24 protein-coding genes are annotated in these 22742 nt (G+C 67.7%); 10 read left to right on the forward strand and 14 right to left on the reverse strand.

Annotation, left to right across the window (positions count from 1 at the left end; genetic code table 11):
• Window positions 1-19: 19 nt before the first annotated feature.
• Window positions 20-163 (forward strand): histidine kinase, encoded by a 144-nt coding sequence (locus ACQKLX_RS03445; protein WP_427359517.1) that lies wholly within the window; start codon window positions 20-22, stop codon window positions 161-163.
• Window positions 160-1095: a site-specific tyrosine recombinase XerD gene (locus ACQKLX_RS03450; protein WP_427359518.1), complete on the forward strand. Its 936-nt coding sequence runs from the start codon at window positions 160-162 to the stop codon at window positions 1093-1095. Before ACQKLX_RS03445 ends, ACQKLX_RS03450 begins: the two co-directional genes overlap by 4 nt.
• 1 nt (window position 1096) lies before the next feature.
• Here the strand turns inward: ACQKLX_RS03450 and ACQKLX_RS03455 are convergent, their stop codons facing one another.
• The 4 genes from ACQKLX_RS03455 to ACQKLX_RS03470 all read right to left on the reverse strand — a co-directional run bounded on the left by ACQKLX_RS03455 (window position 1097) and on the right by ACQKLX_RS03470 (window position 4613).
• Window positions 1097-2887 (reverse strand): cation:proton antiporter domain-containing protein, encoded by a 1791-nt coding sequence (locus tag ACQKLX_RS03455; RefSeq protein ID WP_427359520.1) that lies wholly within the window; start codon window positions 2885-2887, stop codon window positions 1097-1099.
• A 125-nt stretch (window positions 2888-3012) separates the two neighbouring features.
• Window positions 3013-3339, reverse strand: coding sequence for a polyhydroxyalkanoic acid system family protein (locus ACQKLX_RS03460; protein ID WP_427359522.1), 327 nt, complete (start codon window positions 3337-3339; stop codon window positions 3013-3015).
• Between the two features lie 153 nt (window positions 3340-3492).
• Window positions 3493-3702: a hypothetical protein gene (locus tag ACQKLX_RS03465; RefSeq protein WP_100962668.1), complete on the reverse strand. Its 210-nt coding sequence runs from the start codon at window positions 3700-3702 to the stop codon at window positions 3493-3495.
• Window positions 3703-3827: 125 nt separating this feature from the next.
• A complete protein-coding gene (locus tag ACQKLX_RS03470; RefSeq protein WP_427359524.1) occupies window positions 3828-4613 on the reverse strand; it encodes an IclR family transcriptional regulator in 786 nt (261 codons plus the stop codon).
• Between the two features lie 155 nt (window positions 4614-4768).
• Between ACQKLX_RS03470 and ACQKLX_RS03475 the strand changes: the two genes are divergently transcribed.
• The 6 genes from ACQKLX_RS03475 to ACQKLX_RS03500 all read left to right on the forward strand — a co-directional run bounded on the left by ACQKLX_RS03475 (window position 4769) and on the right by ACQKLX_RS03500 (window position 9823).
• Window positions 4769-5428 (forward strand): amino acid ABC transporter permease, encoded by a 660-nt coding sequence (locus tag ACQKLX_RS03475; RefSeq protein WP_427359526.1) that lies wholly within the window; start codon window positions 4769-4771, stop codon window positions 5426-5428.
• Window positions 5425-6075 carry an amino acid ABC transporter permease gene (locus ACQKLX_RS03480; protein WP_346358232.1) on the forward strand — a complete coding sequence of 217 codons (651 nt, stop codon included), beginning with the start codon at window positions 5425-5427 and terminating at the stop codon, window positions 6073-6075. The genes ACQKLX_RS03475 and ACQKLX_RS03480 overlap by 4 nt, the downstream gene beginning before the upstream one ends.
• A complete protein-coding gene (locus tag ACQKLX_RS03485) occupies window positions 6062-6793 on the forward strand; it encodes an amino acid ABC transporter ATP-binding protein (RefSeq protein WP_427359529.1) in 732 nt (243 codons plus the stop codon). The genes ACQKLX_RS03480 and ACQKLX_RS03485 overlap by 14 nt, the downstream gene beginning before the upstream one ends.
• Before the next feature lie 46 nt (window positions 6794-6839).
• Window positions 6840-7622 (forward strand): transporter substrate-binding domain-containing protein, encoded by a 783-nt coding sequence (locus ACQKLX_RS03490; protein WP_427359530.1) that lies wholly within the window; start codon window positions 6840-6842, stop codon window positions 7620-7622.
• Between the two features lie 225 nt (window positions 7623-7847).
• Window positions 7848-8888 (forward strand): succinylglutamate desuccinylase/aspartoacylase family protein, encoded by a 1041-nt coding sequence (locus ACQKLX_RS03495; protein ID WP_427359532.1) that lies wholly within the window; start codon window positions 7848-7850, stop codon window positions 8886-8888.
• Window positions 8885-9823 (forward strand): threonine ammonia-lyase, encoded by a 939-nt coding sequence (locus ACQKLX_RS03500; RefSeq protein ID WP_427359534.1) that lies wholly within the window; start codon window positions 8885-8887, stop codon window positions 9821-9823. Before ACQKLX_RS03495 ends, ACQKLX_RS03500 begins: the two co-directional genes overlap by 4 nt.
• A gap of 117 nt (window positions 9824-9940) precedes the next feature.
• On the opposite strand, the gene ACQKLX_RS03505 is transcribed toward ACQKLX_RS03500, so the two are convergent.
• From ACQKLX_RS03505 to ACQKLX_RS03550, 10 genes are all read right to left on the reverse strand, one after another.
• Complete coding sequence (locus ACQKLX_RS03505; RefSeq protein WP_427359536.1) at window positions 9941-10687, reverse strand: transporter substrate-binding domain-containing protein; 747 nt, start codon at window positions 10685-10687, stop codon at window positions 9941-9943.
• Window positions 10688-10760: 73 nt separating this feature from the next.
• Window positions 10761-11936, reverse strand: a complete 1176-nt coding sequence (locus ACQKLX_RS03510; RefSeq protein ID WP_427359537.1) for a Gfo/Idh/MocA family protein — start codon at window positions 11934-11936, stop codon at window positions 10761-10763.
• 11 nt (window positions 11937-11947) lie between these two features.
• Window positions 11948-13006 carry a sugar phosphate isomerase/epimerase family protein gene (locus ACQKLX_RS03515; RefSeq protein WP_427359539.1) on the reverse strand — a complete coding sequence of 353 codons (1059 nt, stop codon included), beginning with the start codon at window positions 13004-13006 and terminating at the stop codon, window positions 11948-11950.
• Between the two features lie 297 nt (window positions 13007-13303).
• A complete protein-coding gene (locus ACQKLX_RS03520) occupies window positions 13304-14356 on the reverse strand; it encodes an ABC transporter substrate-binding protein (RefSeq protein ID WP_427359540.1) in 1053 nt (350 codons plus the stop codon).
• Window positions 14353-15543 (reverse strand): NAD(P)/FAD-dependent oxidoreductase, encoded by a 1191-nt coding sequence (locus tag ACQKLX_RS03525; protein WP_427359542.1) that lies wholly within the window; start codon window positions 15541-15543, stop codon window positions 14353-14355. Before ACQKLX_RS03525 ends, ACQKLX_RS03520 begins: the two co-directional genes overlap by 4 nt.
• A complete protein-coding gene (locus ACQKLX_RS03530; RefSeq protein ID WP_427359543.1) occupies window positions 15540-16940 on the reverse strand; it encodes an FAD/NAD(P)-dependent oxidoreductase in 1401 nt (466 codons plus the stop codon). Before ACQKLX_RS03530 ends, ACQKLX_RS03525 begins: the two co-directional genes overlap by 4 nt.
• A complete protein-coding gene (locus ACQKLX_RS03535) occupies window positions 16937-17227 on the reverse strand; it encodes a (2Fe-2S)-binding protein (RefSeq protein WP_427359545.1) in 291 nt (96 codons plus the stop codon). Before ACQKLX_RS03535 ends, ACQKLX_RS03530 begins: the two co-directional genes overlap by 4 nt.
• 1 nt (window position 17228) lies before the next feature.
• Window positions 17229-18023, reverse strand: coding sequence for an ABC transporter permease (locus ACQKLX_RS03540; RefSeq protein WP_427359547.1), 795 nt, complete (start codon window positions 18021-18023; stop codon window positions 17229-17231).
• 5 nt (window positions 18024-18028) lie between these two features.
• Window positions 18029-18886 carry an ABC transporter permease gene (locus ACQKLX_RS03545; protein WP_427359549.1) on the reverse strand — a complete coding sequence of 286 codons (858 nt, stop codon included), beginning with the start codon at window positions 18884-18886 and terminating at the stop codon, window positions 18029-18031.
• A complete protein-coding gene (locus tag ACQKLX_RS03550; RefSeq protein ID WP_427359551.1) occupies window positions 18883-19938 on the reverse strand; it encodes an ABC transporter ATP-binding protein in 1056 nt (351 codons plus the stop codon). The genes ACQKLX_RS03545 and ACQKLX_RS03550 overlap by 4 nt, the downstream gene beginning before the upstream one ends.
• A gap of 179 nt (window positions 19939-20117) precedes the next feature.
• On the opposite strand from ACQKLX_RS03550, the gene ACQKLX_RS03555 reads away from it, so the two are divergent.
• Both ACQKLX_RS03555 and pgi read left to right on the forward strand, forming a co-directional pair.
• Window positions 20118-20927 (forward strand): IclR family transcriptional regulator, encoded by an 810-nt coding sequence (locus ACQKLX_RS03555; RefSeq protein ID WP_427359553.1) that lies wholly within the window; start codon window positions 20118-20120, stop codon window positions 20925-20927.
• A gap of 181 nt (window positions 20928-21108) precedes the next feature.
• On the forward strand, window positions 21109-22737 hold the full coding sequence (gene pgi, locus ACQKLX_RS03560) for a glucose-6-phosphate isomerase (protein WP_427360088.1): 1629 nt from the start codon (window positions 21109-21111) through the stop codon (window positions 22735-22737).
• The last annotated feature ends 5 nt before the right edge of the window (window positions 22738-22742 follow it).

Genomic DNA, 22742 nt, shown 5'->3' on the forward strand with positions numbered 1-22742 from the left:
GCATGGGGAATCGCCGGCCGTGCCGACGCTGTTCAAGTTCCTGACGTTCCTGGCCGTGATCGCCGGGCTGGTCTATGGCGGCATGTTCGCGCTGGTCACCTTCGTGAAGCCGGAGCCGCGCGAGATGGTCGAGATCGTGCCGCCCTCGAAGCTGCAGAAATGAGCAAGCAAGCGCGCTCCTGGCTGACCGGCTTCCTCGACATGCTGGCGGCCGAGCGCGGCGCGGCCAAGAACACGATCGAGGCCTATGAGCGCGATCTCGAGGATTATCTCGGCTTCGCCGCCAGCCAGGGCGGGCCGGCCGCGGCCACTGCCGACGATGTCCGCGCTTATCTGGTCGAGTTGTCGGAACGGGGGCTGAAGGCCTCCTCGGCGGCGCGGCGGCTCTCGGCTGTCAGGCAGTTCCACCGCTTCCTCTACACCGAAGGCCTCGCCGGCACCGATCCGACCGCGGCGATCGAAGGACCGCGGCTCGGCCGGCCGCTACCGAAGGTGCTCAGCGTCGCCGAGGTGGACAAGCTGATCGGCACGGCCCAGCAGATGGCTGAGCAGGAAGGCCAGTCACTGGCCGCGCGGGCGCGCACGTCAAGGATGCGCTGCTTGATCGAGATGCTCTACGCTACCGGCCTGCGCGTCTCGGAACTGATTGCGCTGCCGCTCTCGGCCGCGACGACCCGCGAGCGCTTCCTGGTGGTGCGCGGCAAGGGCGACAAGGATCGGCTGGTGCCGCTGAACGAAGCCGCGCGCGTGGCCGCTGCTGCGCATCTGGCCGTGCTGCGCGAGCAGGGCGCGGCGGATGGGCGCTGGCTCTTCCCCTCCGATGGCGAGAGCGGGCACCTGACCCGCCAGGCCTTCGGGCGCGATCTCAAATCGCTGGCGGCCGCCGCTGGCCTGTCGCCGGCCAAGGTCTCGCCGCACGTGCTGCGCCATGCCTTCGCCAGCCATCTCCTGCAGAATGGCGCGGACTTACGTGTCGTGCAGGAATTGCTGGGCCATGCCGACATCGCGACGACGCAGATCTACACCCATGTCCTCGACGAGCGGCTGAAGAGCATGGTGCGCGATCTCCACCCGCTGATGGATGGAGATAGCTAGGTCAGGCCGCGTTCGGCGTGCTCGGAGCCGGCTCCTCGCCCTTCCTGCCGCAGAGCGCCAGCATGGCGCGGGCGATCTCGGCCTCGCCCATGATGGTCCGGCTGGCACCGCATTCCTTGAGATGCTCGACCTCGGCAAGCGAATGGGCCCGGGCGACGATCGGCAGGCCAGGGTTCTGCTTGCGTGCCTGCTCGCAGACCTGGCCGGCCTCGAAGCTGCCGGGGATGGCGACGAAGAGGCGCTTTGCCCGCGCAAGGCCAGCAGCGCCGAGCACTTCCGGGTCGGCGGCATTACCGACGAGCACCTCGGCACCGTCACGGCGGGCGGCGGCGACGCCGTCGTCCTGGTCCTCGATCACCAGCAGCTTCTCGCCCATGGCTGCCAGGCCGGCGCCGAGCAGTGAGCCGACGCGGCCATAGCCGACGACGACGATGTGGTCGGAAAGTTCCGTCGGGGCGATGTCTCGTTCGGGGGCCGGCGCAGGTTCGGGCTCCGGCGCCGCGGCCGGCGCTTCCGGCTGAGGCGCGGGCGCGGCCTCGGCAGGTTTCGGTTCGGTCGGCTTGGGCTTGGCCGGCGCCGGGTCGGGCGGGGCGAAGCGGTCGACCAGCTTGAACATCAGCGGGTTGAGCAGGATCGAGAAGATCGCGCCGGCGAGGATCAGGTCGCGGCCCTGTTCCGGCAGCAGCTTCAGCGAGACGCCAAGGCCGGCGAGGATGAAGGAGAACTCGCCGATCTGCGCGAGGCTGGCCGAGATCGTCAGCGCGACCTGATCGGGCTTGCCGAAGGCGCGTACAATCAGCCAGGCGGCGAGCGACTTGCCGAACAGGATGATCGCGATGGTCGCGATCAGGGCGAGCGGCGCGCGCAGCAGGATGCCCGGATCGAACAGCATGCCGACCGAGACGAAGAACAGCACGGCGAAGGCGTCGCGCAGCGGCAGCGATTCCTCGGCGGCGCGATGGCTGAGCGGCGATTCGCTCAGGATCATGCCGGCGAAGAAGGCGCCGAGTGCGAAGGAGACGCCGAACAGGCTGGCGGCGAGATAGGCGACGCCGAGCGCGATCGCCAGCACGGCGAGGCGGAAGAGCTCGCGCGAGCCGGTATGGGCGACCCAGTGCAGGATCCAGGGGATCAGCCGGCGCCCGACGATCAGCATGAAGGCGACGAAGGCGGCGACCTTGGCGAGGGTCAGGCCGAGCACGCCCCAGAGGCCGAGATCGAAGCGCGTCGCCAGCGGTCCGCTGCTCGTTGCCGTGCCGGAGCCGCCGTTCAGCACGTCTGCGACCGCCGGGATCATCACCAGCGCCAGCACCATGGCGAGGTCCTCGACGATCAGCCATCCGACGGCGATCTTGCCTTTCTCGGTCTGGACGATGCGGCGCTCCTGCAAGGCACGCAGCAGCACGACGGTACTGGCGACCGAGAGCGCGAGGCCGAAGACGAGACCGGCGATCACGGTCCAGCCGAGCAGCAAAGCGAGCCCCAGGCCCAGCAATGTCGCGGCGGCGATCTGCACGAGGGCGCCCGGCACCGCGATCGCTTTGACCGAGAGCAGGTCCTTCAGCGAGAAATGCAGGCCGACGCCGAACATCAGTAGGATGACGCCGATTTCGGCGAGGTCGTTGGCGAGGTTCTGGTCGGCGACGAAACCGGGGGTGAACGGTCCGACCGCGACGCCGGCGAGGAGATAGCCGACGAGAGGGGAAATCCTGAACTTCTGCGCCAGCGCCCCGAACACGAAGGCGAGGCCGAGGCCCATGACGATGATGGCGATCAATGGGCCGTGATGCATGGGTCTCCAGTGGGCAGGCGGGCAAGGGGGCGCCTGCGACTTTGCGGATCGCGGCGGGGGAATTCAACCTTCGACGACAGACAAAAGTCGCACTGAGGCTGCGACACGGTGTGCAGCGGCTACGCTCAGGTCTTGGTCGGCTTGTGCTCGAGCAGGATCTGGCCCTGCTTCTCGACCCCGAGCTTGAGCTTCTCGGCGAAGATGGCGAGCATCAGGGGCAGCATCACCTCGACGCGTACGAGGGCGTCCTCGATCTCGACCTTGCCGCTGACGGTCTGGCCGAGTGCTGCGACGCCGAATTGCAGCGTGTCGCCCTGCCAGTTCTCATCGACGAGCTGCATGCCGAAGCTGCCCAGCTTGTCGCGGACCTTGCCGACACCGCCTTGCAGCCGCTGGCGGGCCGCCTCGCGGCCGAGCGAATGCGAGACGGTGATCGTGACGGGGCGTTTCATGCGTCAGGTCCGGGATGCGTGAGCGAGTTGGCGTAGCGCTGAGATGGGCTGTGCGGCGGGCGCTTGCAACCGCCTAAGGACATGACCTTGAACGAGAACGTCCCGGGTGAGGGCACCCGGGACGACGCATGTGACGCGAAATTGGGGTTGAGGTCAGTGGCTGCGCGCTTCGAGCGCCTGCTGGCCTTCCGGCGTGACCTTCCAGAGCTCGTCGCCGGGCTCGGCCAGACCGCGACCCTGAAGCAGACGCAGCATCGCCTCACCGAAGATGAAGCGGCGCGTCTCCTCGTTGATGCTCTCCAGCGCGATCCACTCCGGATCGGTCATCACGATGGTCTGCGGGTTCGTCGCGGTCTCGGCCATATCGTCCTCCTCCGTGGCGCTTGCGTCGGTTAGGCGCAAATTCGCGAGCAATCTTGGAGAGCATATGGCCAGTATTGGGTGGCGCTGCGGCAATTGCGCGGGTTTTCCGGGTTTTTCGGGTTAGTCTAGCCGTAGGGCAGGCGCAGGCCCGCCTCTGCGGCGCAGGCCTTCAGCGCCAGCAGGATCGCATTCTCGTCGGTCTCGACGCCGTGGCGCTGCAGGCAGGGTACCAGGATCGCCGCCTCGGCATGGCCGGCCGGCCCGATCACCGGGCAGGCGATGTCGGTGACGGCGAGGATGTCGCGGCTCGCCGCGATGCGGTGCCCGAGCGCCCGGACCTCGGCGAGCGCGGCCTGCGTCGCCGGTTCGTCGAGGCGCTGCCTGATCTCGGGCGGCGCCTCGCGCATCAGCCCGCGCCGGCGCGCCTCCGATTGGAAGGCGAGGATGAGCAGGCCAGAATTGGCGTCGAGCGCCGGGCGGCCATAGCCGGGGCGGACGATGACGCTGGCGTCGAGATGGCCGGCGGTGGTGGCAAGCACCACGGTTTGCGCCCGGCTCAGCACGACGAGATGGGCGGCCTGGCCGCTCTCCTCGCTGAAGCGTTCCATCAGGGGCAGCACCACCGAAGTGAGCTGCTTGCCGCCCGGTGTCCTGATGCCGAGGTCGAACAGGCGCCGCGACAGGCCGAGCCGGTCGGTTCCCGGCTCGCGCTCGAGATAGCCGCGTTGTTGCAGCACGAAGACCATGCGGAAGATCTCGCTCTTCGAGCGCTGCAGCCGCTCGGCGATGACACGGGTCGAGAGCGGCTCGCCGGTCTCTGCGAGCAGTTCGAGGATATCGAGGCCCTTCTCCAGGGCCGGAGCGGCATAGGCCGCCTTCTCGTCTGGATCGGCTTCAGGGAGAACGCTCATGCTGCGCCTGTTTCATATGTGAAGCTTGACATCAAATAAGAAGCCAAACTAGCCTCCGGGTAAAGAGGGAGCGACATGAGCGCAACGCCGCGACATCCATCCAGCGCATCCGGACGGCGGGCCCATGGTCCGCAGGCCCTGCAAGGCTGACGGCGATGAAATACGGGCTCCAGTTTCGCGACGTCTTTGCGGCCTGGCAGTCCATTCTCGACGGCGTCTGGATCACGCTGCTGCTCTCCGTCGTCGCGATGGTCGGCGGGCTTCTGATCGGCATCCTCTGCGCCGCCGGGCGGACTTATGGCCCGGCATGGCTGCGCCGCATCGTCGGCGCCTATGTCGAGATCATCCGCAACACGCCGCTCCTGGTGCAGCTCTTCCTGATCTTCTTCGGGCTGCCGAGCTTCGGCGTCAGGCTCGACGGGCTCACGGCGGCGATGATAGCGCTGGTGATCAATCTCGGCGCCTACACCACCGAGATCGTTCGCGCGGGACTGGAGGCCGTGCCGAAGGCGCAGGTCGAGGCCGGGCATTCGCTCGGGCTCTCCGGCCTGCAGGTCTTCCGCTACATCATCGTCTTCCCGGCGCTGAAGGCGATGTTCCCGGCACTCGCCAGCCAGTTCGTGCTGCTGATGCTGGCGACCAGCGTCGCCTCGCAGATCTCGGTTCAGGACCTGTTCCACGCGGCGTCGATCGTGCAGTCGCGCACCTTCCGCGATTTCGAGGTCTATACGGTAATCGGCGTGCTCTATCTCGCACTCGCCATCGGCTTCCGCGGCCTGTTCGCCCTGATCTACCGCCTGGTGTTCGTCCGATGATCCGGGAATTCGGCCTCATCGACGTGATGTACCTGATCGCGGCGGCGCGCTGGACGATCGCGCTGACCGCGGTTGCCTTCGCCGGCTCGGCCGTGCTCGGCCTGGCGCTCGCGATCCTGCGTATCCTGCCGATCGCGCCGCTGCGCTGGTTTTCGGCGACCTATATCCAGCTGGTCCAGGGCACGCCGTTGCTGGTCTGGCTGTTCCTGATCTTCTTCGGCCTGCCGCTCGCCGGCATCTCGGTCAATCCCTGGATCGCCGCGGCCGTCGCCTTCTCGGTCTACGGCTCGGCCTTCCTCGGCGAGATCTGGCGCGGCGCGCTGGTCTCGATCGCCAGAACGCAATGGGAGGCGGGGGCCTCGCTCGGGCTCTCGCTCGGTGAGCAACTCCGCTACGTCATCATCCCGCAATCGATCCGGATCGCGATCCCGCCGACGGTCGGCTTCCTGGTGCAGCTGATCAAGAATACTTCGCTGGCGGCAGTGATCGGCTTCGTCGAACTCACCCGTGAGGGCCAGCTCACTGCGGCCGGCACCTACAAGCCCTTCGCCGTCTACATCACCGTCGCCTGCATCTATTTCGCGATGTGCTTCCCCCTCACGCAATGGAGCCGCTCGCTCGAGCGGAAGCTCGATGTCGCTCGTTGAAATCCATGGCGTCAGCAAGAGCTATGGCGCCAACCAGGTCCTGAAGGGCGTCTCGCTCGACATCGAGAAGGGCGAGGTCGTCGCCGTGATCGGCCGTTCCGGCTCGGGGAAAAGCACGCTGCTGCGCTGCGTCAACGGGCTGGAGCCGGTCCAGGCCGGCACGATCCGCATCGACGGCGTTCAGGTGAACGATCCTGCCACCGACCTGCGCAAGCTCCGGCAGGAGGTCGGCATCGTCTTCCAGCAGTTCAACCTGTTCCCGCACCTCTCGGTCAGCGACAACATCACGCTCGCGCCGCGCGTCGTGAAGAAGCAGAAGCCGGACGAGGCGCGCGAGGTCGCCCGCGAGGTGCTGGCCCGCGTCGGACTGGCGGACAAGCTCGACGCCTATCCCGCGCAGCTCTCCGGCGGCCAGCAGCAGCGCGTCGCGATCGCGCGCTCGCTCGCCATGCGGCCGAAGCTGATGCTGTTCGACGAGGTCACCTCGGCGCTCGACCCGGAGCTCACCGGCGAGGTGCTGAAGGTGCTCGAATCCGTGGCGCAGGAGGGCATGACGATGATGCTCGTCACCCACGAAATGGGCTTTGCCCGAAGGTTCGGCTCGCGTGTCGTGTTCATGCACGAGGGCCGCATCCACGAAGAAGGCCAGGCCGCGGCGGTGCTCGCCCAGCCGAAGACGCCCGAACTCACCACCTTCCTCAGCGCGGTGCTGCACTGAGGCAATGACGATCGGTTCCAGTAGCGGTCAACGAGGGGAGAGAAAGATGCGTAAACTATTTGCAGGGCTTGCGGCGATGGCGATCGCCGCGTTCGGCGCGGTCGAGGCCAAGGCCGACAAGCTCCAGGACATCCTGTCCAAGGGCGTGGTGCGCATCGGCGTGCCGCTCGATGCCCCGCCCTTCGGCTCGCAGGATGCCAACCGCAAGCCGATCGGGTTCGACATCGAGCTCGCCGAGATGGTCGCCAAGGGCCTGGGCGTGAAGCTGGAGATGCAGCAGATCACCGGCGCCAACCGGATTCCGTTCCTGCTGACCGACAAGGTCGACATCGTGATCTCGGTGATGGGCCTGTCGCCGGAGCGCGCCCGGCAGATCCAGTTCACCGCGCCCTATGCCAACACCTTCCTTGCCGTCTACGGCGCGAAATCGGCGAATGTGACCAGCCCGGAGACGCTCGGCTCCAGCCGCGTCGCCGCCGCCAAGGGCACGACGCAGGAACTCGCCATCACGGAATCGGCGCCCAAGGCCAATGTGATGCGCACCGAGGACGATGCGACCGCGGCGGCCGCCTATATCACCGGCCAGGCCGATCTGCTCGCGACCAACTCGATCGTCGCCCAGGCGCTCGCCAAGCAGAACCCGAGCAAGGAGTTCGAGCGCAAATTCGTGATCCGTCGCAGCCCGGCGCATATGGGCGTGCAGATGGACCAGCACAACCTCGTGCGCTGGCTCGACAGCTTCATCTTCTACGCCTCGATCAACGGCGAGCTCGACCGGCTGCACAAGAAGTATCTGGACATGCCGATGGACCCGCTGCCGACGCTGTAAAACGGCAACAGGCCTCCCGCGTAAGGCGCGGGGAACCCCTCTCCTGGAAGGAGAGGGGCAGGGGTGAGGTGTTGGATCGGAAACGTTGGCCTGAACCCGACCGCGCGGTGAGCGCAACGCCTCACTGGTCAGGCAGCCTACCCCTCACCCTGCCCTCTCCCTCCGGGAGAGGGTTCCCCGCGCTCGTGCCTGCAATCCCGAGCCCAGCTTTTTCCGAGCCCCGCCATGACCAGCCCCCGCCAGAAGCCTAGCCCTCGCCCATCCAGCGCCTTCCTCACCGTCGATCCGGAGAAGGATGGCAAGCAGGTCGGCTTCCTGATGATCCCGCATTCGCCGCATGACGATGCCTGGGGTGCGACGCGGATCCCGGTCGCGATCATCAAGAACGGCTCGGGGCCGACCGCGATCCTCGAGGGCGGCAACCATGGCGACGAATACGAGGGCCCGATCGCGATCTGCGACCTGATCCGCGATCTCGATCCCGGCCGCGTTCAGGGGCGGCTGATCCTCATGCCGGCGAACAATGTCCATGCGGTGATCGCGGGAAAGCGCACCTCGTCGGTCGACGGGCTCAACTTCAACCGCACCTTCCCCGGCGATCCGCGCGGGACCATCACCCAGCAGATCTCGGCCTTCGTCAGCGACCATATCCTGCCGCTTGGCGATGCCTTCCTCGACCTGCATTCCGGCGGCTCCTCGCTCGACATCATTCCGAGCGCGATCGTCGAGCCGACCGATGATCCGCAGCTGCACAAGCGCAACGTCGCGGCGGTGCAGGCCTTCGACGCGCCGATGACGGTGGTGATCTCCAATCTCGGCGAGCCGCGCACCGCGACGGCGACCGCCTGCCGGCAGGGCCTCGTCACGGTCGGCACCGAGATGGCTGGCGCCGGCGCCGTCTCGCTGGAGGCGCTGGCGATCTGCCGGCGCGGCGTCGCCAATGTGCTGGATCATCTCGGCATCGTCGCCCGCGACAAGCCGGAGCCGCGCCGCGGCGGCGGGCAGGTGCTCGAACTGCCGGGAACCGCGGCCTATGTCTACGCCACGGCGGACGGCGTCTTCGAGCCCTTCCACGCCAATGGCGAAAAGGTCAGCGCCGGCCAGCCGGCAGGTCGTATCCATTGCACCTGGGATCCGACCCGCCCGCCGGAGACGCTGCATTACGCCGCCGACGGCATTCTCTATGGGCGGCGCCAGCCGGGCCGGGTCCGGCCGGGCAATTGCTGCCTGATCGTGGCGGCGCCCTATCGCGGGGTGCTGTCGTGATCGGCCTCGACGATATCCGCGCGGCGCGCTGGCGGATCCAGCCGCATGTCCGCAAGACACCGATCCTGCCCTATGGCCAGCTCGGCTCGCGCGAGGATTTCGGCGGCACGGTGACGCTGAAGCTCGAATTGCTGCAGGCGGCCGGCTCGTTCAAGGCACGCGGCGCGATGAACCGGCTGCTGACGCTCTCGGAGGACGCGCTCAAGCGCGGCGTCGTCACGGCGTCAGGCGGCAATCACGGGCTCGCCATCGCCCGCTCCGCCCATGTGCTCGGCGCCAGGGCCAAGATTTTCCTGCCGTCCAATGTCGTCGCCGACAAGGTCGCCAAGCTGAAACGCTGGGCCGCCGAGGTCGAGATCGTCGGGGCGATCTGGGACGACGCCAATGCCGCAGCGCTCGCCTACGCCAGGGAGACCGGCGCGACCTATGCCCATCCGTTCAGTGACCCCGTGGTGGTCGCCGGCCAGGGCACGCTCGGTCTCGACATCCTCGACGAGATGCCCGACGTCGACGTCATTCTCGTCGCGATCGGCGGCGGCGGGCTGATCACGGGCCTCTCCACCGCGGTGAAGGCGCTGCGGCCGCAGACGCGCATCATCGGCATCGAGCCCTATGGCTCGCCGACGCTGCATGCTTGCCTCGAAGCCGGCAAGCTGGTGACGCTCGACAAGCTGGAGACGCGCGTCGCGACCATGTCGTGCCGGCGCACCGACCAGGCGATCTATGAGGCCGTCGCCAAAAATGTCGACGAGATCGTGCTGGTCAGCGACGCGGAGATGGAGCAGGCGGCGCAATCGCTCTGGTTCGAGTTCGGCATCGCTGCCGACCTCTCGGGGGCGGCGGCGGTCGCGGCCTTGCAGGCGAAGCGTTTCGTGCCCGCGTCGGGCAGCAAGGTCTGCGCGCTGGTCTGCGGCGCCGGGACGGACGGGACCTGACGTCCGCCGTCATGCTCGGGCTTGACCCGAGCATCTCATGCCGGATGAGGCTCCATGCCTTCTTGCCCTGAGATTCTCGGGTCTGCGCTGCGCTCTGCCCGAGAATGACGCCTGATATCAGCGCGCGACGCTCAGTCCCTGTACGCCATGCTTTGCGATCAGCGCGGCGACGAAGCCCGATTCCTTCGCTGCAGCGACGAATTTGGCAAGGTAGGCCGCTGCTTCGGCCTTGGCCTTGGGCACGCCGATCGCCTGCTGCACGCTCATGAAGTGGCCGTCGAGGATGCGCGTGCCGGGGATCGCCTGCACATCCTTGAGCAGGCGCGGGCGCAGGCCCGCCAGCGCATCGAGCTCCTTGGAGACGAAGTCGGCAGCGGAATCGTCGAGCGAGCCGGAGCGGACGAGCTCGCCCCGGCGGATATTGCGGTCGAGCCAGAGGCCATAGGCGGCGCGGCCACTGACCGCGATGCGGACGCCCTCAGCATCGACATCGGCGATCTCGCGCAGCGGCGAGGCCTCGCGGACCAGATAGGTCGCCTCGATCTCGGCATAGGCAGGCGTGAAGCTGATCGCCTCGGCCCGCTGCGGCTCGGCGCCGATCAGCCCAACATCCCATTCGTCGCAAGGCGCGGCGTCGGCGAGCAGGCCGGGATTTTCGTAAGGCACATAGCGCAGGCCGGTGCCGATGAGATCGGCGAGCGCGCGGGCCATGTCGGGCGAGACACCTTGCGGCTCGCCCTGCGGGCCGCGGCTGGAGACCAGCAGGAAGTTCGAGAGGTTGATGCCGGCGCGCAGCAGGTTGGCCGGCGCCAGATGCTCGCGCACGGTCGGCGAGAGCTGGCCGATATCGGGGCGGAATTCCATGGCGTCGTCCTCTCTGTCGTCGGCGCTGCTTATGCCGTGCGGCTGGCCGGGAGGACAAGCGCGATCGTCGGTGTCAGAGCTTCAGCCAGCGCGCGCCCTTGGCCGAGGAGCGCACGGCCGCCTCGATGAAACGCACACCGCGGACCCCGTCGGCGACGGTCGGCACCAGAGTCGAGAAGGTGGCGGCTTCGCGTCCCTCGATCCGGGTCGTGATCTGCTCGGCGATATCGGCGTAGAGCTGGGCGAAGCCTTCGAGATAACCCTCCGGATGGCCGGCGGGGACGCGAGAGGCTGCATTGGCGACCGGATAGGCGCCGGCGCCGTTGCGGCGGATCAGGCGCGGCGGCTCGCCGAGCGGCGAATGGATCAGGAGATTCGGATTCTCCTGCTGCCATTCGAGCCCGCCCTTCTCGCCATAGAGGCGGATGCGCAGGCCGTTCTCCTGCCCGGCTGCAACCTGGCTGCACCAGAGCATGCCGCGTGCCCCGTTCTTGAAGCGCAGCAGCATATGGGCGTTGTCGTCGAGCCGGCGGCCCTCGACGAAGACATGCGCCTCGGCCGCGAGCGCCTCGATTTCGTCGCCGGCGATGAACTCGGCGAGGTTGAAGGCGTGGCTGCCGATGTCGCCGATGGCGCCGGCCGGGCCGGATTTGGCCGGATCGGTGCGCCAGGCCGCCTGCTTCTGGCCGCTCTCTTCGAGCTTCGTGGCGAGCCAATCCTGTGCGTACTCGACCTGGACGACCCGCAGTTTCCCGAGCGCACCCTCGGCGACCATGGCCTTGGCCTGCCGGACCAGCGGATAGCCGGTGTAGTTGTGGGTGACCGCGAAGATCAGGCCGCTGTCCTGCGCCAGCTTGGCGAGCGCTTCCGCCTCGCGCAGCGTCGTCGTCAGCGGCTTGTCGCAGATCACATGGATGCCGGCCTTGAGGAAGGCTTTCGCCGCCGGCGCATGGGCGTGGTTCGGCGTGACGATCGCGACCGCGTCGATGCCGTCCTTGCGCCGTTTCTCGCGCTTGGCCATCTCGTCGGCATCGGCATAGAGGCGGGCGGGATCGAGCAGCAGGTCTTCGCCCGAGAGACGCCCGCGCTCCTGATCGGAGGAGAGCGCGCCAGCGACGAGCCGCCAGCGGTCGTCCAACCTTGCGGCGATGCGATGCACCGCGCCAATGAAGGCGCCACGCCCGCCGCCAACCATGCCGAGGCGCAGGCGGCGGTTGAGCTTTTGCGTCGTCGAGCCTTCGATCGCCATCAGCGCCTCCGTCAGCGGCCAAGACCCAGCATGCGCCGATTGGCCGCCTCGTCGGTACCTCCTGCGGCAAAATCGTCGAAGGCTTTTTCGGTGACGCGGATGATGTGAGCGGCGATGAACTCCGCGCCCTCGCGCGCGCCGTCCTCGGGGTGCTTCAGGGCGCATTCCCATTCCAGCACGGCCCAGGAGTCGTAGTCGTACTGTGCCAGCTTCGAGAAGATGCCGCCGAAATCGACCTGGCCGTCGCCGAGCGAGCGGAAGCGGCCGGCGCGGTCGACCCAGGGCTCGTAACCGCCATAGACGCCGACGCGGCCGTTCGGATTGAACTCGGCATCCTTCACATGGAAGGCCTTGATGCGCTCATGGTAGATATCGATGAAGGCGAGATAGTCGAGCTGTTGCAGCAGGAAATGGCTGGGATCGTAGTTGATGCAGGCCCGGCGGTGGCCGCCGACCGCGTCGACGAAGCGCTCGAAGGTGGCCCCGTCATGGACGTCCTCGCCGGGGTGGATCTCGTAGCAGAGGTCGACGCCGGCCTCGTCGAAGGCATCAAGGATCGGGCGCCAGCGCTTGCCGAGCTCCTCGAAGGCGGTCTCGACCAATCCCGCCGGCCGCTGCGGCCAGGGGTAGACGAAGGGCCAGGCCAGCGCGCCGGTGAAGCTGACATTGGCGGAGAGGCCGAGCCGGCGCGAGGCTTTCGCGCCGAGCTTCATCTGCTCGACCGCCCATTCCTGCCGCGCCTTCGGATTGCCGCGCACGGCAGGGACGGCGAAGCCGTCGAAAGCCTCGTCGAAGGCGGGGTGGACCGCGACGAGCTGGCCCTGGAGATGGGTCGAAAGCTCGGTGATCGAGAGGCCGTACTGGGCGAGCATGCCCTTGACCTCGTCGCAATAGGCGTCGGACTCGGCGGCCTTGGCGAGGTCGAACAGGCGGGCGTCCCAGCTCGGGATCTGCACGCCCTTGTAGCCGAGCGAGGCGGCCCAGCGGCCGATCGCGTCGAGCGAGTTGAACGGCACTTCGTCGCCGGCGAACTGGGCGAGGAAAAGGCCAGGGCCCTTCATGGTCTTCATCGCGACCCTCCCGACAGCGCGGCCCCTTGGCGGAGCTCGCAATCCATCGCGAATGCCGCGATGTAATCGATTGCAGGACTGTAGCGGGGACGCGTCTTCTGTCAAACTGGATCGGTCGGGCGGGCTTGTTTGCCGTCTGGAACCCATAGCCCTCATCCTGAGGAGGCCGCGTCAGCGGCCGTCTCGAAGGGCGCTCCAGGAGGCTCTGGAGCCATCTGGACCATACTTCGAGACGCAGCCTGAAGGCTGCTCCTCAGGATGAGGTTGTTGATTATGGAAGGCGCGTCGTGATGAGGCTCAGCGCTCGATCATCTTGTTCCAGCGGCTGTTCCACTCCGGCCGCTTGGCGTTGATCTGGTCCCAGTCGAGAGTGACGGCGGTCTTCATGTTGCCGTGGAAGGCTTCGAGCTTCTTCTCGGCCTCGGGCGTCGAGGCCTTCGCCTTGACGTTCGAGGGCACGATGTTGCCGGCGGCGAGCGCCTTGGACTGGGCTTCGGGCGAGAGCAGGTAGGCTGCGAGCTTCTGTGCCAGCTCCGGCTCGGAATTCTTGGCGATGACGCATTGGGCGACCATCAGCACGACCGAGCCTTCCTTGGGCTGGGCGTATTCGACGGCGATGCCCTTGTCCTTCAGCGTCGAGATGCCGGTCGGCGTCAGCGGGAAGATCGCGGCCTCCCCGGTCTGCGCCATCTCGGCGATCTTGGCCGAGCTCGGGATGAATTCGAGCACGTTCTTGCCGATCGTGTCGCGGAACTTGCTGAAGCCCGGCTCGACATTGGCCTCGGTGCCGCCCTGGATGCGATTGAACATCAGGAAGGCGTGCAGGCCGAAGGAGGAGGCCGAGGCGGACTGGAACACGACCTTGCCCTTGTACTTGGGATCGGCGAGGTCCATCCACGAGGTCGGCGCCGGCCAGCCCTTCTCGTCGAACAGCTTCTTGTTGTAGCCGAGCCCGGTCATGCCGAGATCGATGCCGACGGCCATGTCGTCCTTCATCCGCGTGCCGGGGGCGAGATCGGCCATTTCCGGACCCTCTTTCAGCTTCTCGCAGAGGCCGGCGCCGATGGCACGGACCATGACGCCGTCATCGAGGAACATCACGTGCATCTGCGGCTTGTCCTTGGCCGCGGTCGCCTTGGCGAGGATGTCCGAGGAGGTGCCGGGCACGACCACGACCTTGACGTCGTTGGCCTTCTCGAAATCCGGGAAGACGGCCTGGGTGAAGGTCTTTTCGAAATTGCCGCCGTTCATGCCGACATAGAGCGTCTTCGACTGGGCGAAGGCGCTGCCCGCGGCGGCAAGCGTCATGGTGGCGACGCCGGCGGCCAGGATTGTGCGATAGCTGGTCATGGTCTCAACTCCCCTGCGTTGTGCGGCTCTTGGTTTTGCCCCGCACCCGAGCCAGCGTCGGTGCGGGCGGAATTCTCTCTGAAGCGATCGATCGAGAAGGCTGCGATCGGTGTCGGCGTCTCGCCATCCCGGACGAGCTCGGCGATGACCTCGCCGACACCCGGTGCGATCTGGAAGCCGGCGCCGGTGAAGCCAAAGGCATGGATCAGGCCGGGCGTCGTCGCGCTCGGACCGATCACCGGGTTCTTGTCGGGCATCGCCCCTTCCGTGCCGCTCCAGAAGCGGATCGCCTGGGCGTGGCGCAGGCCGGGGAAGAGCGTGGCGGCGTTGTTCATGATCGTGATGGCGCCGTTGCCGCGAGGCCGCGAGAAATCGGCATCGGCCAGGGGCAGAGCGCGCTCGCCGCCGACCACGACATTGCCGCGCTCGACCTGGCGGGCATAGATGCCGCCGCCTTCCATGCCGATATTGACCGACATCACCTGTTCCATCGGCTCGGTGACGACCATGGAGGGATAGATGCGCGACAGCGGCACCGGTTCGCCGAAGCCCTCGGCGAACGGTCCGGCCCAGGCGCCGGCGCTGTTGATGACGAAGCGGGACCGGAGCGTGAGGTTGCCGGCAGCCTCCAGCGCGAAGCCCCCGCCATCGCGCGTCGCGCCTTCGACGGCGGTGTTCTCCAGCACCTCGACGCCGACCCGGCGTGCTGCGGCAGCAAAGCCCGTCGCGACCAGGCGCGGGTTGGCGTGGCCGTCACCGGCGCAAAGGGAGGCTCCGACGACGCCGTCGCCGATCCAGCCGAAGCGCTCGCGCAGGCCGTTATGGCCGATCAGCTCGAGGTCGAGGCCCTGTTCGGCAACGGCCTCGGCGTAAGTCTCGAGCGCGGCCATGTCGGCCTCGTTGCGGGCGAGCTTGAGATGGCCGGAGCGCAGGAACTCGCCATCGATGCCGATCAGCGCCTTTAGCCGCGGCCAGATCGCATGTGCCCGCTGCGACAGCGGCAATTGCTCGACGGGGCGGCCCTGGCGGCGCACGCCGCCATAGTTCACGCCAGAGGCCTGCGCGCCGCAAAAACCCTTGTCGAGCAAAGCGACCGAAAAGCCCATGCCGCGCAGCGCCAGCGCGGCCGAGGAGCCGACGAGGCCGCCGCCGATGATCGCGACGTCGACTGTGAGGCGCCGGCTCATTCCGCCGCCTCCTGCTGTGCCGCGAGCGCGAGCGTCAGCGGCACCGGCTTGATCGGCGCTTGGCTGCGGAGGCGACCGACGGCGTCGATGCCGAACCCCGTTTCATGCGCCAGCAATTCGGCCGCGGCGGCGCCGCAGACGCGGCCCTGGCAGCGGCCCATGCCGATGCGGCTCACCGCCTTCAGCCGGTTGAGCTCGTGCACACCGAAGCGGCTGATGGCGGCGCGGACCTCGCCGGCGGTGACCTCCTCGCAGCGGCAAAGCGTCGTCGCATCGGCGATGTCCTGTATCCAGTGCGCCGGGAAGGGGAAGGCGGCCTCGAGCACCTCGCGGAAGCGGCCGATGCGGGCGAGCTCCGCCTCGAGCGCGGCGGCGCGGCCGGCATCATGCGGCAGGCCGCGATCCTGCAGCAGAGCGAGCGCGACGCGTTCGCCCGCGCGTTCGGCCGCATCCGCTCCGGCGATACCGGCGCCGTCGCCGGCGAGGTAGACGCCGGGGACACTGGTACGACCGGCGGCGTCGCGCTCGGGCAGGGCGGTTCGGTCGCGTGGGTTGAAGGTGAAGCGGCAGCCGGCGAGATCGGCTGCTTGCGTTTCAGAGCGTAGGGCAAGGCCGTAGCCGATGCCGTCGCAGGCGAGCCTGTGCTCCATCCCGTCCTGGCGCCAGGCGATCGCCTCGACGGCGTTCTTGCCCTCGATGCGGACATCGGCGACACCGTAATGCAGGGCGACGCCGCCTAGCTTCAGTTCGGCAGTCATCCGCATGCCGCGCAGCACGATCGCCGGGAAGAGCGGCAGCCCACGCAGCAGGTTGAACTTGGCGGCGAAGGGCGCGGTGTCGAGCACGGCCACGATCTTGGCGCCGGCCTTCATGTACTGCCAGGCGACGAGATAGAGCAGCGGGCCGGAGCCGAGGAAGACGATCTTCGAGCCGATGGCGCAGCCCTGGCTCTTCAGCGCGATCTGGGCGCCGCCCAGGGTGAAGACGCCGGGCAAGGTCCAGCCCGGGATCGGCAGGATGCGGTCGGTGGCGCCGGTGGCTAGGACGAGCCCGTCATAGGCGACCTGCCGGCTCGTGCCCGCGACCATGATGTCGGCCCGGCCGTCGCGCAGATTCCAGAGCAGCGCCTGCGGCCAGTAGTCGAGCTTGCCGTCGAGCGCGGCGAAGTCGCGATGCAGCGCCTTGGCCTTCTCCGCTTCCGAGCCGTAGAGATCGCTGGTGGAGCGTCCGTCCGGAACCAGGCGCTGGCGATAGATCTGGCCGCCGCAGGCGGGCGCCTCGTCGACGATGAGCGGGCGCAGGCCCGCCGCGACCAGCGCCTCGGCAGCACGGATGCCGGCCGGGCCGGCGCCGACGATCAGCGGCTGCGGGCGCTCGCTCGCCGAATGTCCGTTCATGCCGCCCTCGCGCGGCGGCTGAGGATGCGCATGCCAGCGGTCAGCGTTGTCGAGCAGGCGCGCAGGCGTTCGCCGCTTTCGAGCACGACCCAGCAATCCTGGCAGGCGCCCATCTGGCAGAAGCCGGCGCGCGGCGAGGCCGAGAATTCCGACAGGCGCAGCCGCTCGGCCTGGGTCAGGATCGCGGTCAGTACGGTGTCGCCGGCGCGGCCCTCGCAAGCGACGCCGTCGAGGGTGAAGGGGATGGCCGGATGGTCGGCCCGAACAAGGCGATGCAATAACGGCATGTCACTTCTGCCCGACGAGGATCTTGTCGAGGCCGAAGGCCCGGTCGAGCACCAGCATGGCGCCGGCGGTGAGGGCGATCATCAGCGCCGAGACCGCAGCCATCATCGGGTCGATCGATTCCGTTGCGTACATGTACATCCGCACCGGCAGAGTTACGGTCTGCGGCGAAGTCACAAAGATCGACATGGTCAGCTCGTCGAAGCTGTTGATGAAGGCGAGCAGCCAGCCACCGGTGATGCCGGGCAGGATCATCGGCGCGGTGACGCGGCGGAACACCGTCCAGTGCGAGGCGCCCAGCGTCATCGCCGCCTGCTCGGCCGAGCGGTCGAGCCCAGTGAAGGCGGCCATCACGAGGCGCAGGACATAGGGCGTGATCACCACGACATGGCACGCCACCAGCCAGGCGAAGCTGCCGGTCGCGCCGATCAGCGCGAAGAGCCTCAGGAAAGCGACGCCGAGCACGAGATGCGGGATGATCAGCGGCGAGAGGAAGAGCGCGTTCAGCGCATCGCGGCCAGGGAAGTCGTAGCGGTCGATGGCGAGCGCGGCCGGTACCGAGATCGCGACCGAAAGCGTCGCGGCGAGCGTCGCCAGCCAGAGGCTGTTGACGAAGGAGGCGACGAAATCGGGATGGCGGAAGATCTCGCGGAACCAGCGCAGCGAGAAGCTGGTGGTCGGGATCGAGAGCGTGTTCTCCGGTGTGAAGGCGACGAGGCAGATCACCACGAGCGGCGCCAGCACGAAGGCGACGACGAGGGTATGGAAGAGGAGCGCGACGGGGCCGTTCTTCTGCATCGATCTCACCCCAAGGCCTTGCGGGCGCGCGTCTCGATGACGCGATTATAGGCCAGCATGATCACGAGATTGGCGGCGAGGACGATGATCGCGATCGTCGCGCCGAGCGGCCAGTTCAGCTCGTGCATGTATTCGTCATAGACCAAAGTCGCCGCCATCTTGAGCCGGCGCCCGCCGAGCAGGCCGGGAATGGCGAAGGCCGAGGCCGAGAGGCCGAAGACGATCAGGCTGCCCGAAAGCATGCCGAGCGAGACCTGCGGCAGCACGACCCGGCGCAAGGCGGTGAAATGCGAGGCGCCGAGGCTCCAGGCGGCGGCCTCGACCATCGGATCGAGCTTCTGCAGCGCGGTCCAGACCGGAATCACCATGAAGGGCAGCATGACGTGGACGAGCGCGATCACGATCGCGGTCTCGGTGTAGAGCAGGCGCACGCTGTCGAAGCCGAGGCCCTGCAGGGCCTGGTTCACCAGGCCGGTCGAGCCGAGCAGCATGCTCCAGCCGAAGGCGCGGACCACGACCGAGACCAAGAGTGGCCCGATGATCACCAGGAGGAAGACCGAGCGCCAGGGATCGCGCATCCGCGACAGGATATAGGCCTCGGGGGCGCCGATGACGGCGCAGATCAGCGTGGTCAGCGCGGCGAGCCGGAGCGTGCGCCAGAAGATGCCGAGATAGTAGTCGTCCGAGAACACCGCTGCGTAATGGGCGAGCGTGAACTCGTTCTTGATGCCGGTCGTGTGGTCGTAGACGTGGAAGGAGAGGATCACCGTCAGCACGAGCGGCAGGATGATCAGCCCGGTGAAGAGCAGCGCGCCCGGCCCGGCGAGCCAGAACGGTGTCGCCGCGGAGCGCCCGACGCTCATGCCGTCGCTCCCTGCGCCAACTTCTCGATACGCTGGCTCGCCACGGCCCAGTCGAGCGCAACCTTCGCACCTTCGCGGGCCGGCTCATCGCCATCGTTCGGCGCCGAGACCAGGACTGCGCCGGCCGGCGTCTCGACCGTGAACAGCCAGGCGCTGCCGAGGAAGAAGCGGTTGGCGATGGTGCCGTCTACGCGCCCCTGTCCGGGCGGCTTGAGCATGATCTTTTCCGGGCGGACCGAGAGCGCGACGGCCTGGCCTTCCTGGAGGCCGCCAGCCTCCGCCTGCAGTGCGATGCCGGCGATCTCCGCCGCGCCCTTGCGCCAGGTGCCTTCGAGCCGGTTCATCTTGCCGACGAAGGTGGAGATGAACGGTGTCGCCGGGTTCTCGTAGAGCTTGTAGGGCGCGTCGACCTGCGTCATCCGGCCCTGCTCCATCACGACGACGCGGTCGCTGATCGAGAGCGCCTCGGCCTGGTCATGCGTCACCATGATCGTGGTGGTGCCGACACGCTGCTGGATGCGGCGCAACTCGAACTGCATCTCCTCGCGCAATTTGGCGTCGAGATTGGAGAGCGGCTCGTCGAGCAGCAGCACCGGCGGCTGGATCACGAGGGCGCGGGCGATGGCGACGCGCTGGCGCTGGCCGCCGGAGAGCTGGCGCGGATAGCGCTCGGCGAAGCCGCCGAGATGGACGAGGCCGAGCATGGTCGCAACCCGCTCGTCGCGCTCGGCCTTGGCGACCTTGCGCATCTCCAGGCCGAAGGCGACGTTCTGCGCCACCGTCATGTGCGGGAAGAGCGCATAGCTCTGGAAGACGATGCCGAGCCCGCGCCTGTTCGGTGTCTCACTGGTGATGTCGCGGCCATCGAGCATGATCGTTCCGGTGGTCGGCTCGACCAGCCCGGCGATCATCTGCAGCGTCGTGGTCTTGCCGCAGCCGGAAGGGCCGAGCAGCGAGACGAACTCGCCCTTGGCGACGCTGAGGTCGATGTCGCGCGCGGCGGCAAAGTCGCCATAGACCTTGCTCAGCTTCTCCAGCGTCAGGAAGCCCATGACCTCTCCCGCTTGGCTCGCCCCGCCCGCTCGTCGGGGTCTCTTGCCCTCGTGCGTTCCAGAAGCCGGAGCAGTGGAATTTCGTCAATGCATAATTCCATATGAAAGAATTTTTATCTCATAAATTCCGATATATGAAATTTATTGCGGTGCTATCCGAAGGCGATTAGCGTGGACGGATGATCGATTCTGCCGAGCCTCTCTCAAGCTTGCGCCGTGCGCTCGGCCTGCTGCGCCTCGTCGGGGCAGCCGAGGCCGGCGGTATCCGCCTGAAGGATCTCGCCGAGCAGGCCGGCTGCAGCCAGCCGACGGCGCATCGCGCCTTGCAGGACCTCGCCGCCGAGGGCTTCGTCGAGCAGATCGGCAAGCGCTACCGGCTGGCGCTCGACTTCTTCGTGCTGGCGGCGCGCGCCGGCCACGCCGATGGCCTGCGCGATCTCGCCAAGCCGGTGCTGCTGCGCCTCTCGGCCACGCTGACCGACACGATCTTTCTGCTGGTGCGCAACGGCTATGATGCGGTCTGCCTCGATCGGATCGAGGGACCATTCCCGATCCGCTCCTTCACCGGCGATATCGGCGGTAAAGTGCCGCTCGGCCTGGGGCAGGGGAGTCTGGCCATCCTCGCCCATCTGCCCGAGGCCGAGCGCGAGGCGGTGATCCGCTTCAACGTGCCGCGCCTGCTCGATCGCGGCTTCCTCGACGAGGCGGCGCTGCGGGTCGAATTGGAGAAGGCGCGGACGCAGGGCTGGGTCAATCTCAACACCGGGCTGATCCCGGGCATGGCGGGCCTGGGGGTGCCGGTCTTCGACGCGCAGGGGCGCGCCGTCGCAGCGCTCAGCGTCGGCACGCTGGCGGATCGCCTGCGGCCCGAGCGGTTGCCGGGCGTCGTCGCGATCCTCAAGGCCGAGGCTGCGACCTTGGGCGCAATGCTCAACCCGTTCGACACGGCCTTGCGCCATCCCTCGCGTAGCCTGAGCGCGGTCTCTTGATCTGCGGCGAGGGGCTGGTTGGCCTCCCGAAAGCGGTAGAGGTCGACGCCAAGCTCGCTCGTCCGGGCTGATACTAATCCGTCTGCATGGCTCCCCTGTCTCGTTGCCGCCGTGACCTTGCCGCTATCGGTATGCTACCTCGGTTTGCCGCCATGGCGGCCGATCGCAATCGCCACGGAGACTGATCGTGCTGGAGAAGGCCTGGGCGGATCTTGCCGCGCATCGCACCCGAACCGTCTCGCAGCATCTGCGCGAACTCTTCGCCGCCGATAACAAGCGCTTTTCCAGCTTTTCGGCCCGGCTCGACGATCTCCTGCTCGACTATTCCAAGACGGCGGTGACGGGCGAGACCGTGGAGCTGCTGCTTGCGCTCGCCAAGGCGGCCGATGTCGAAGCCAAGCGCGATGCCATGTTCGCGGGCGAGCCGATCAACACGACGGAAGGGCGCGCCGTGCTGCACACGGCGCTGCGCAACCAGTCGGGCCGTCCGGTCAAGGTCGATGGCGTCGACGTCATGCCCGAGGTCGATGCCGTGCTGGAGCGGATGGCCGCCTTCGCGGATGGCATCCGCAGCGGCAAGATCGCCGCGGCCAATGGCGAGCGGTTCAGCGATGTCGTCAATATCGGCATCGGTGGTTCCGATCTCGGACCGGTGATGGCAACGCTGGCGCTGGCGCCCTATCATGACGGGCCACGCCTGCATTACGTCTCCAATGTCGACGGCGCCCATATCGCCGATACGCTGGCAAAGCTCGATCCGGCTCGCACGCTCGTGATCGTGGCCTCAAAAACCTTCACCACGATCGAGACCATGACCAATGCCGCGACAGCGCGGCGCTGGATCGCCGGGGCGCTCGGTGAGGACGCTGTGGCCAAGCATTTCGCCGCGGTTTCTACGGCGCTCGACAAGGTCGCGGCCTTCGGTATCCAGCCGGAGCGGATCTTCGGCTTCTGGGACTGGGTCGGCGGGCGCTATTCGGTCTGGTCGGCGATCGGCCTGCCGGTGATGATAGCGATCGGCCCGGAGAACTTCCGCGCCTTCCTCGCCGGCGCGCATGCGATGGACGAGCATTTCCGGACCGCGCCGCTCGACAAGAACCTGCCGGTGCTGTTCGGGCTGATCGGGCTCTGGCATCGCGAAACCTGTGGCTATCCGGCCCGCGCGGTCCTTCCTTACGACCAGCGCCTCGCGCGTCTGCCGGCCTACCTGCAGCAGCTCGACATGGAGTCGAACGGCAAGCGCGTGCACAAGGCGGGCGGTGCGGTGACGCGGCCGACCGGCCCGCTGGTCTGGGGCGAGCCCGGCACCAACGGCCAGCACGCCTTCTTCCAATTGCTGCACCAAGGCACCGACATCATCCCCTGCGAACTCCTGGTCGCGGCGGAGGGGCACGAGCCAGAGCTTATCCATCAGCACCGCCTGCTGCTCGCCAACTGCCTCGCCCAGAGCGAGGCAATGATGAAGGGCCGCACGCTGGAGGAAGCGAAAGCGCAGCTCGCCAAGCAGGGGCTGTCGGCGGAGGCGATCGAGCAGCTCGCGCCGCACAAGGTCTTCCCCGGCAACCGGCCGAGCGTGACCATCGCCTATCGCAAGCTCGACCCGTTCACGCTCGGGCGGCTGATCGCGCTCTACGAGCACCGCGTCTTCGTCGAGGCGGCAGTGTTCGACATCAACGCCTTCGACCAATGGGGCGTCGAGCTCGGCAAGGAGCTGGCGACGGCGCTCCTGCCGGTGATCGAGGGCAAGGCGCCCGCCGAGGCGCATGATGCCTCGACGGCGGGGCTGGCGCGCTATCTGACCGGGCGTTAGGCGCC

The organism is Allobosea sp. NPDC003192 (genome assembly GCF_050275675.1).
GTDB lineage: Bacteria > Pseudomonadota > Alphaproteobacteria > Rhizobiales > Beijerinckiaceae > Allobosea.

Coding starts and splice junctions, on each gene's coding strand:
- ACQKLX_RS03450 (WP_427359518.1), top strand. CDS start 160: ATGAGCAAGCAAGCGCGCTCCTGGCTGACCGGCTTCCTCGACATGCTG.
- ACQKLX_RS03455 (WP_427359520.1), bottom strand. CDS start 2,887: ATGCATCACGGCCCATTGATCGCCATCATCGTCATGGGCCTCGGCCTC.
- ACQKLX_RS03460 (WP_427359522.1), bottom strand. CDS start 3,339: ATGAAACGCCCCGTCACGATCACCGTCTCGCATTCGCTCGGCCGCGAG.
- ACQKLX_RS03465 (WP_100962668.1), bottom strand. CDS start 3,702: ATGGCCGAGACCGCGACGAACCCGCAGACCATCGTGATGACCGATCCG.
- ACQKLX_RS03470 (WP_427359524.1), bottom strand. CDS start 4,613: ATGAGCGTTCTCCCTGAAGCCGATCCAGACGAGAAGGCGGCCTATGCC.
- ACQKLX_RS03475 (WP_427359526.1), top strand. CDS start 4,769: ATGAAATACGGGCTCCAGTTTCGCGACGTCTTTGCGGCCTGGCAGTCC.
- ACQKLX_RS03480 (WP_346358232.1), top strand. CDS start 5,425: ATGATCCGGGAATTCGGCCTCATCGACGTGATGTACCTGATCGCGGCG.
- ACQKLX_RS03485 (WP_427359529.1), top strand. CDS start 6,062: ATGTCGCTCGTTGAAATCCATGGCGTCAGCAAGAGCTATGGCGCCAAC.
- ACQKLX_RS03490 (WP_427359530.1), top strand. CDS start 6,840: ATGCGTAAACTATTTGCAGGGCTTGCGGCGATGGCGATCGCCGCGTTC.
- ACQKLX_RS03495 (WP_427359532.1), top strand. CDS start 7,848: ATGACCAGCCCCCGCCAGAAGCCTAGCCCTCGCCCATCCAGCGCCTTC.
- ACQKLX_RS03505 (WP_427359536.1), bottom strand. CDS start 10,687: ATGGAATTCCGCCCCGATATCGGCCAGCTCTCGCCGACCGTGCGCGAG.
- ACQKLX_RS03510 (WP_427359537.1), bottom strand. CDS start 11,936: ATGGCGATCGAAGGCTCGACGACGCAAAAGCTCAACCGCCGCCTGCGC.
- ACQKLX_RS03515 (WP_427359539.1), bottom strand. CDS start 13,006: ATGAAGACCATGAAGGGCCCTGGCCTTTTCCTCGCCCAGTTCGCCGGC.
- ACQKLX_RS03520 (WP_427359540.1), bottom strand. CDS start 14,356: ATGACCAGCTATCGCACAATCCTGGCCGCCGGCGTCGCCACCATGACG.
- ACQKLX_RS03525 (WP_427359542.1), bottom strand. CDS start 15,543: ATGAGCCGGCGCCTCACAGTCGACGTCGCGATCATCGGCGGCGGCCTC.
- ACQKLX_RS03530 (WP_427359543.1), bottom strand. CDS start 16,940: ATGAACGGACATTCGGCGAGCGAGCGCCCGCAGCCGCTGATCGTCGGC.
- ACQKLX_RS03535 (WP_427359545.1), bottom strand. CDS start 17,227: ATGCCGTTATTGCATCGCCTTGTTCGGGCCGACCATCCGGCCATCCCC.
- ACQKLX_RS03540 (WP_427359547.1), bottom strand. CDS start 18,023: ATGCAGAAGAACGGCCCCGTCGCGCTCCTCTTCCATACCCTCGTCGTC.
- ACQKLX_RS03545 (WP_427359549.1), bottom strand. CDS start 18,886: ATGAGCGTCGGGCGCTCCGCGGCGACACCGTTCTGGCTCGCCGGGCCG.
- ACQKLX_RS03550 (WP_427359551.1), bottom strand. CDS start 19,938: ATGGGCTTCCTGACGCTGGAGAAGCTGAGCAAGGTCTATGGCGACTTT.
- ACQKLX_RS03555 (WP_427359553.1), top strand. CDS start 20,118: ATGATCGATTCTGCCGAGCCTCTCTCAAGCTTGCGCCGTGCGCTCGGC.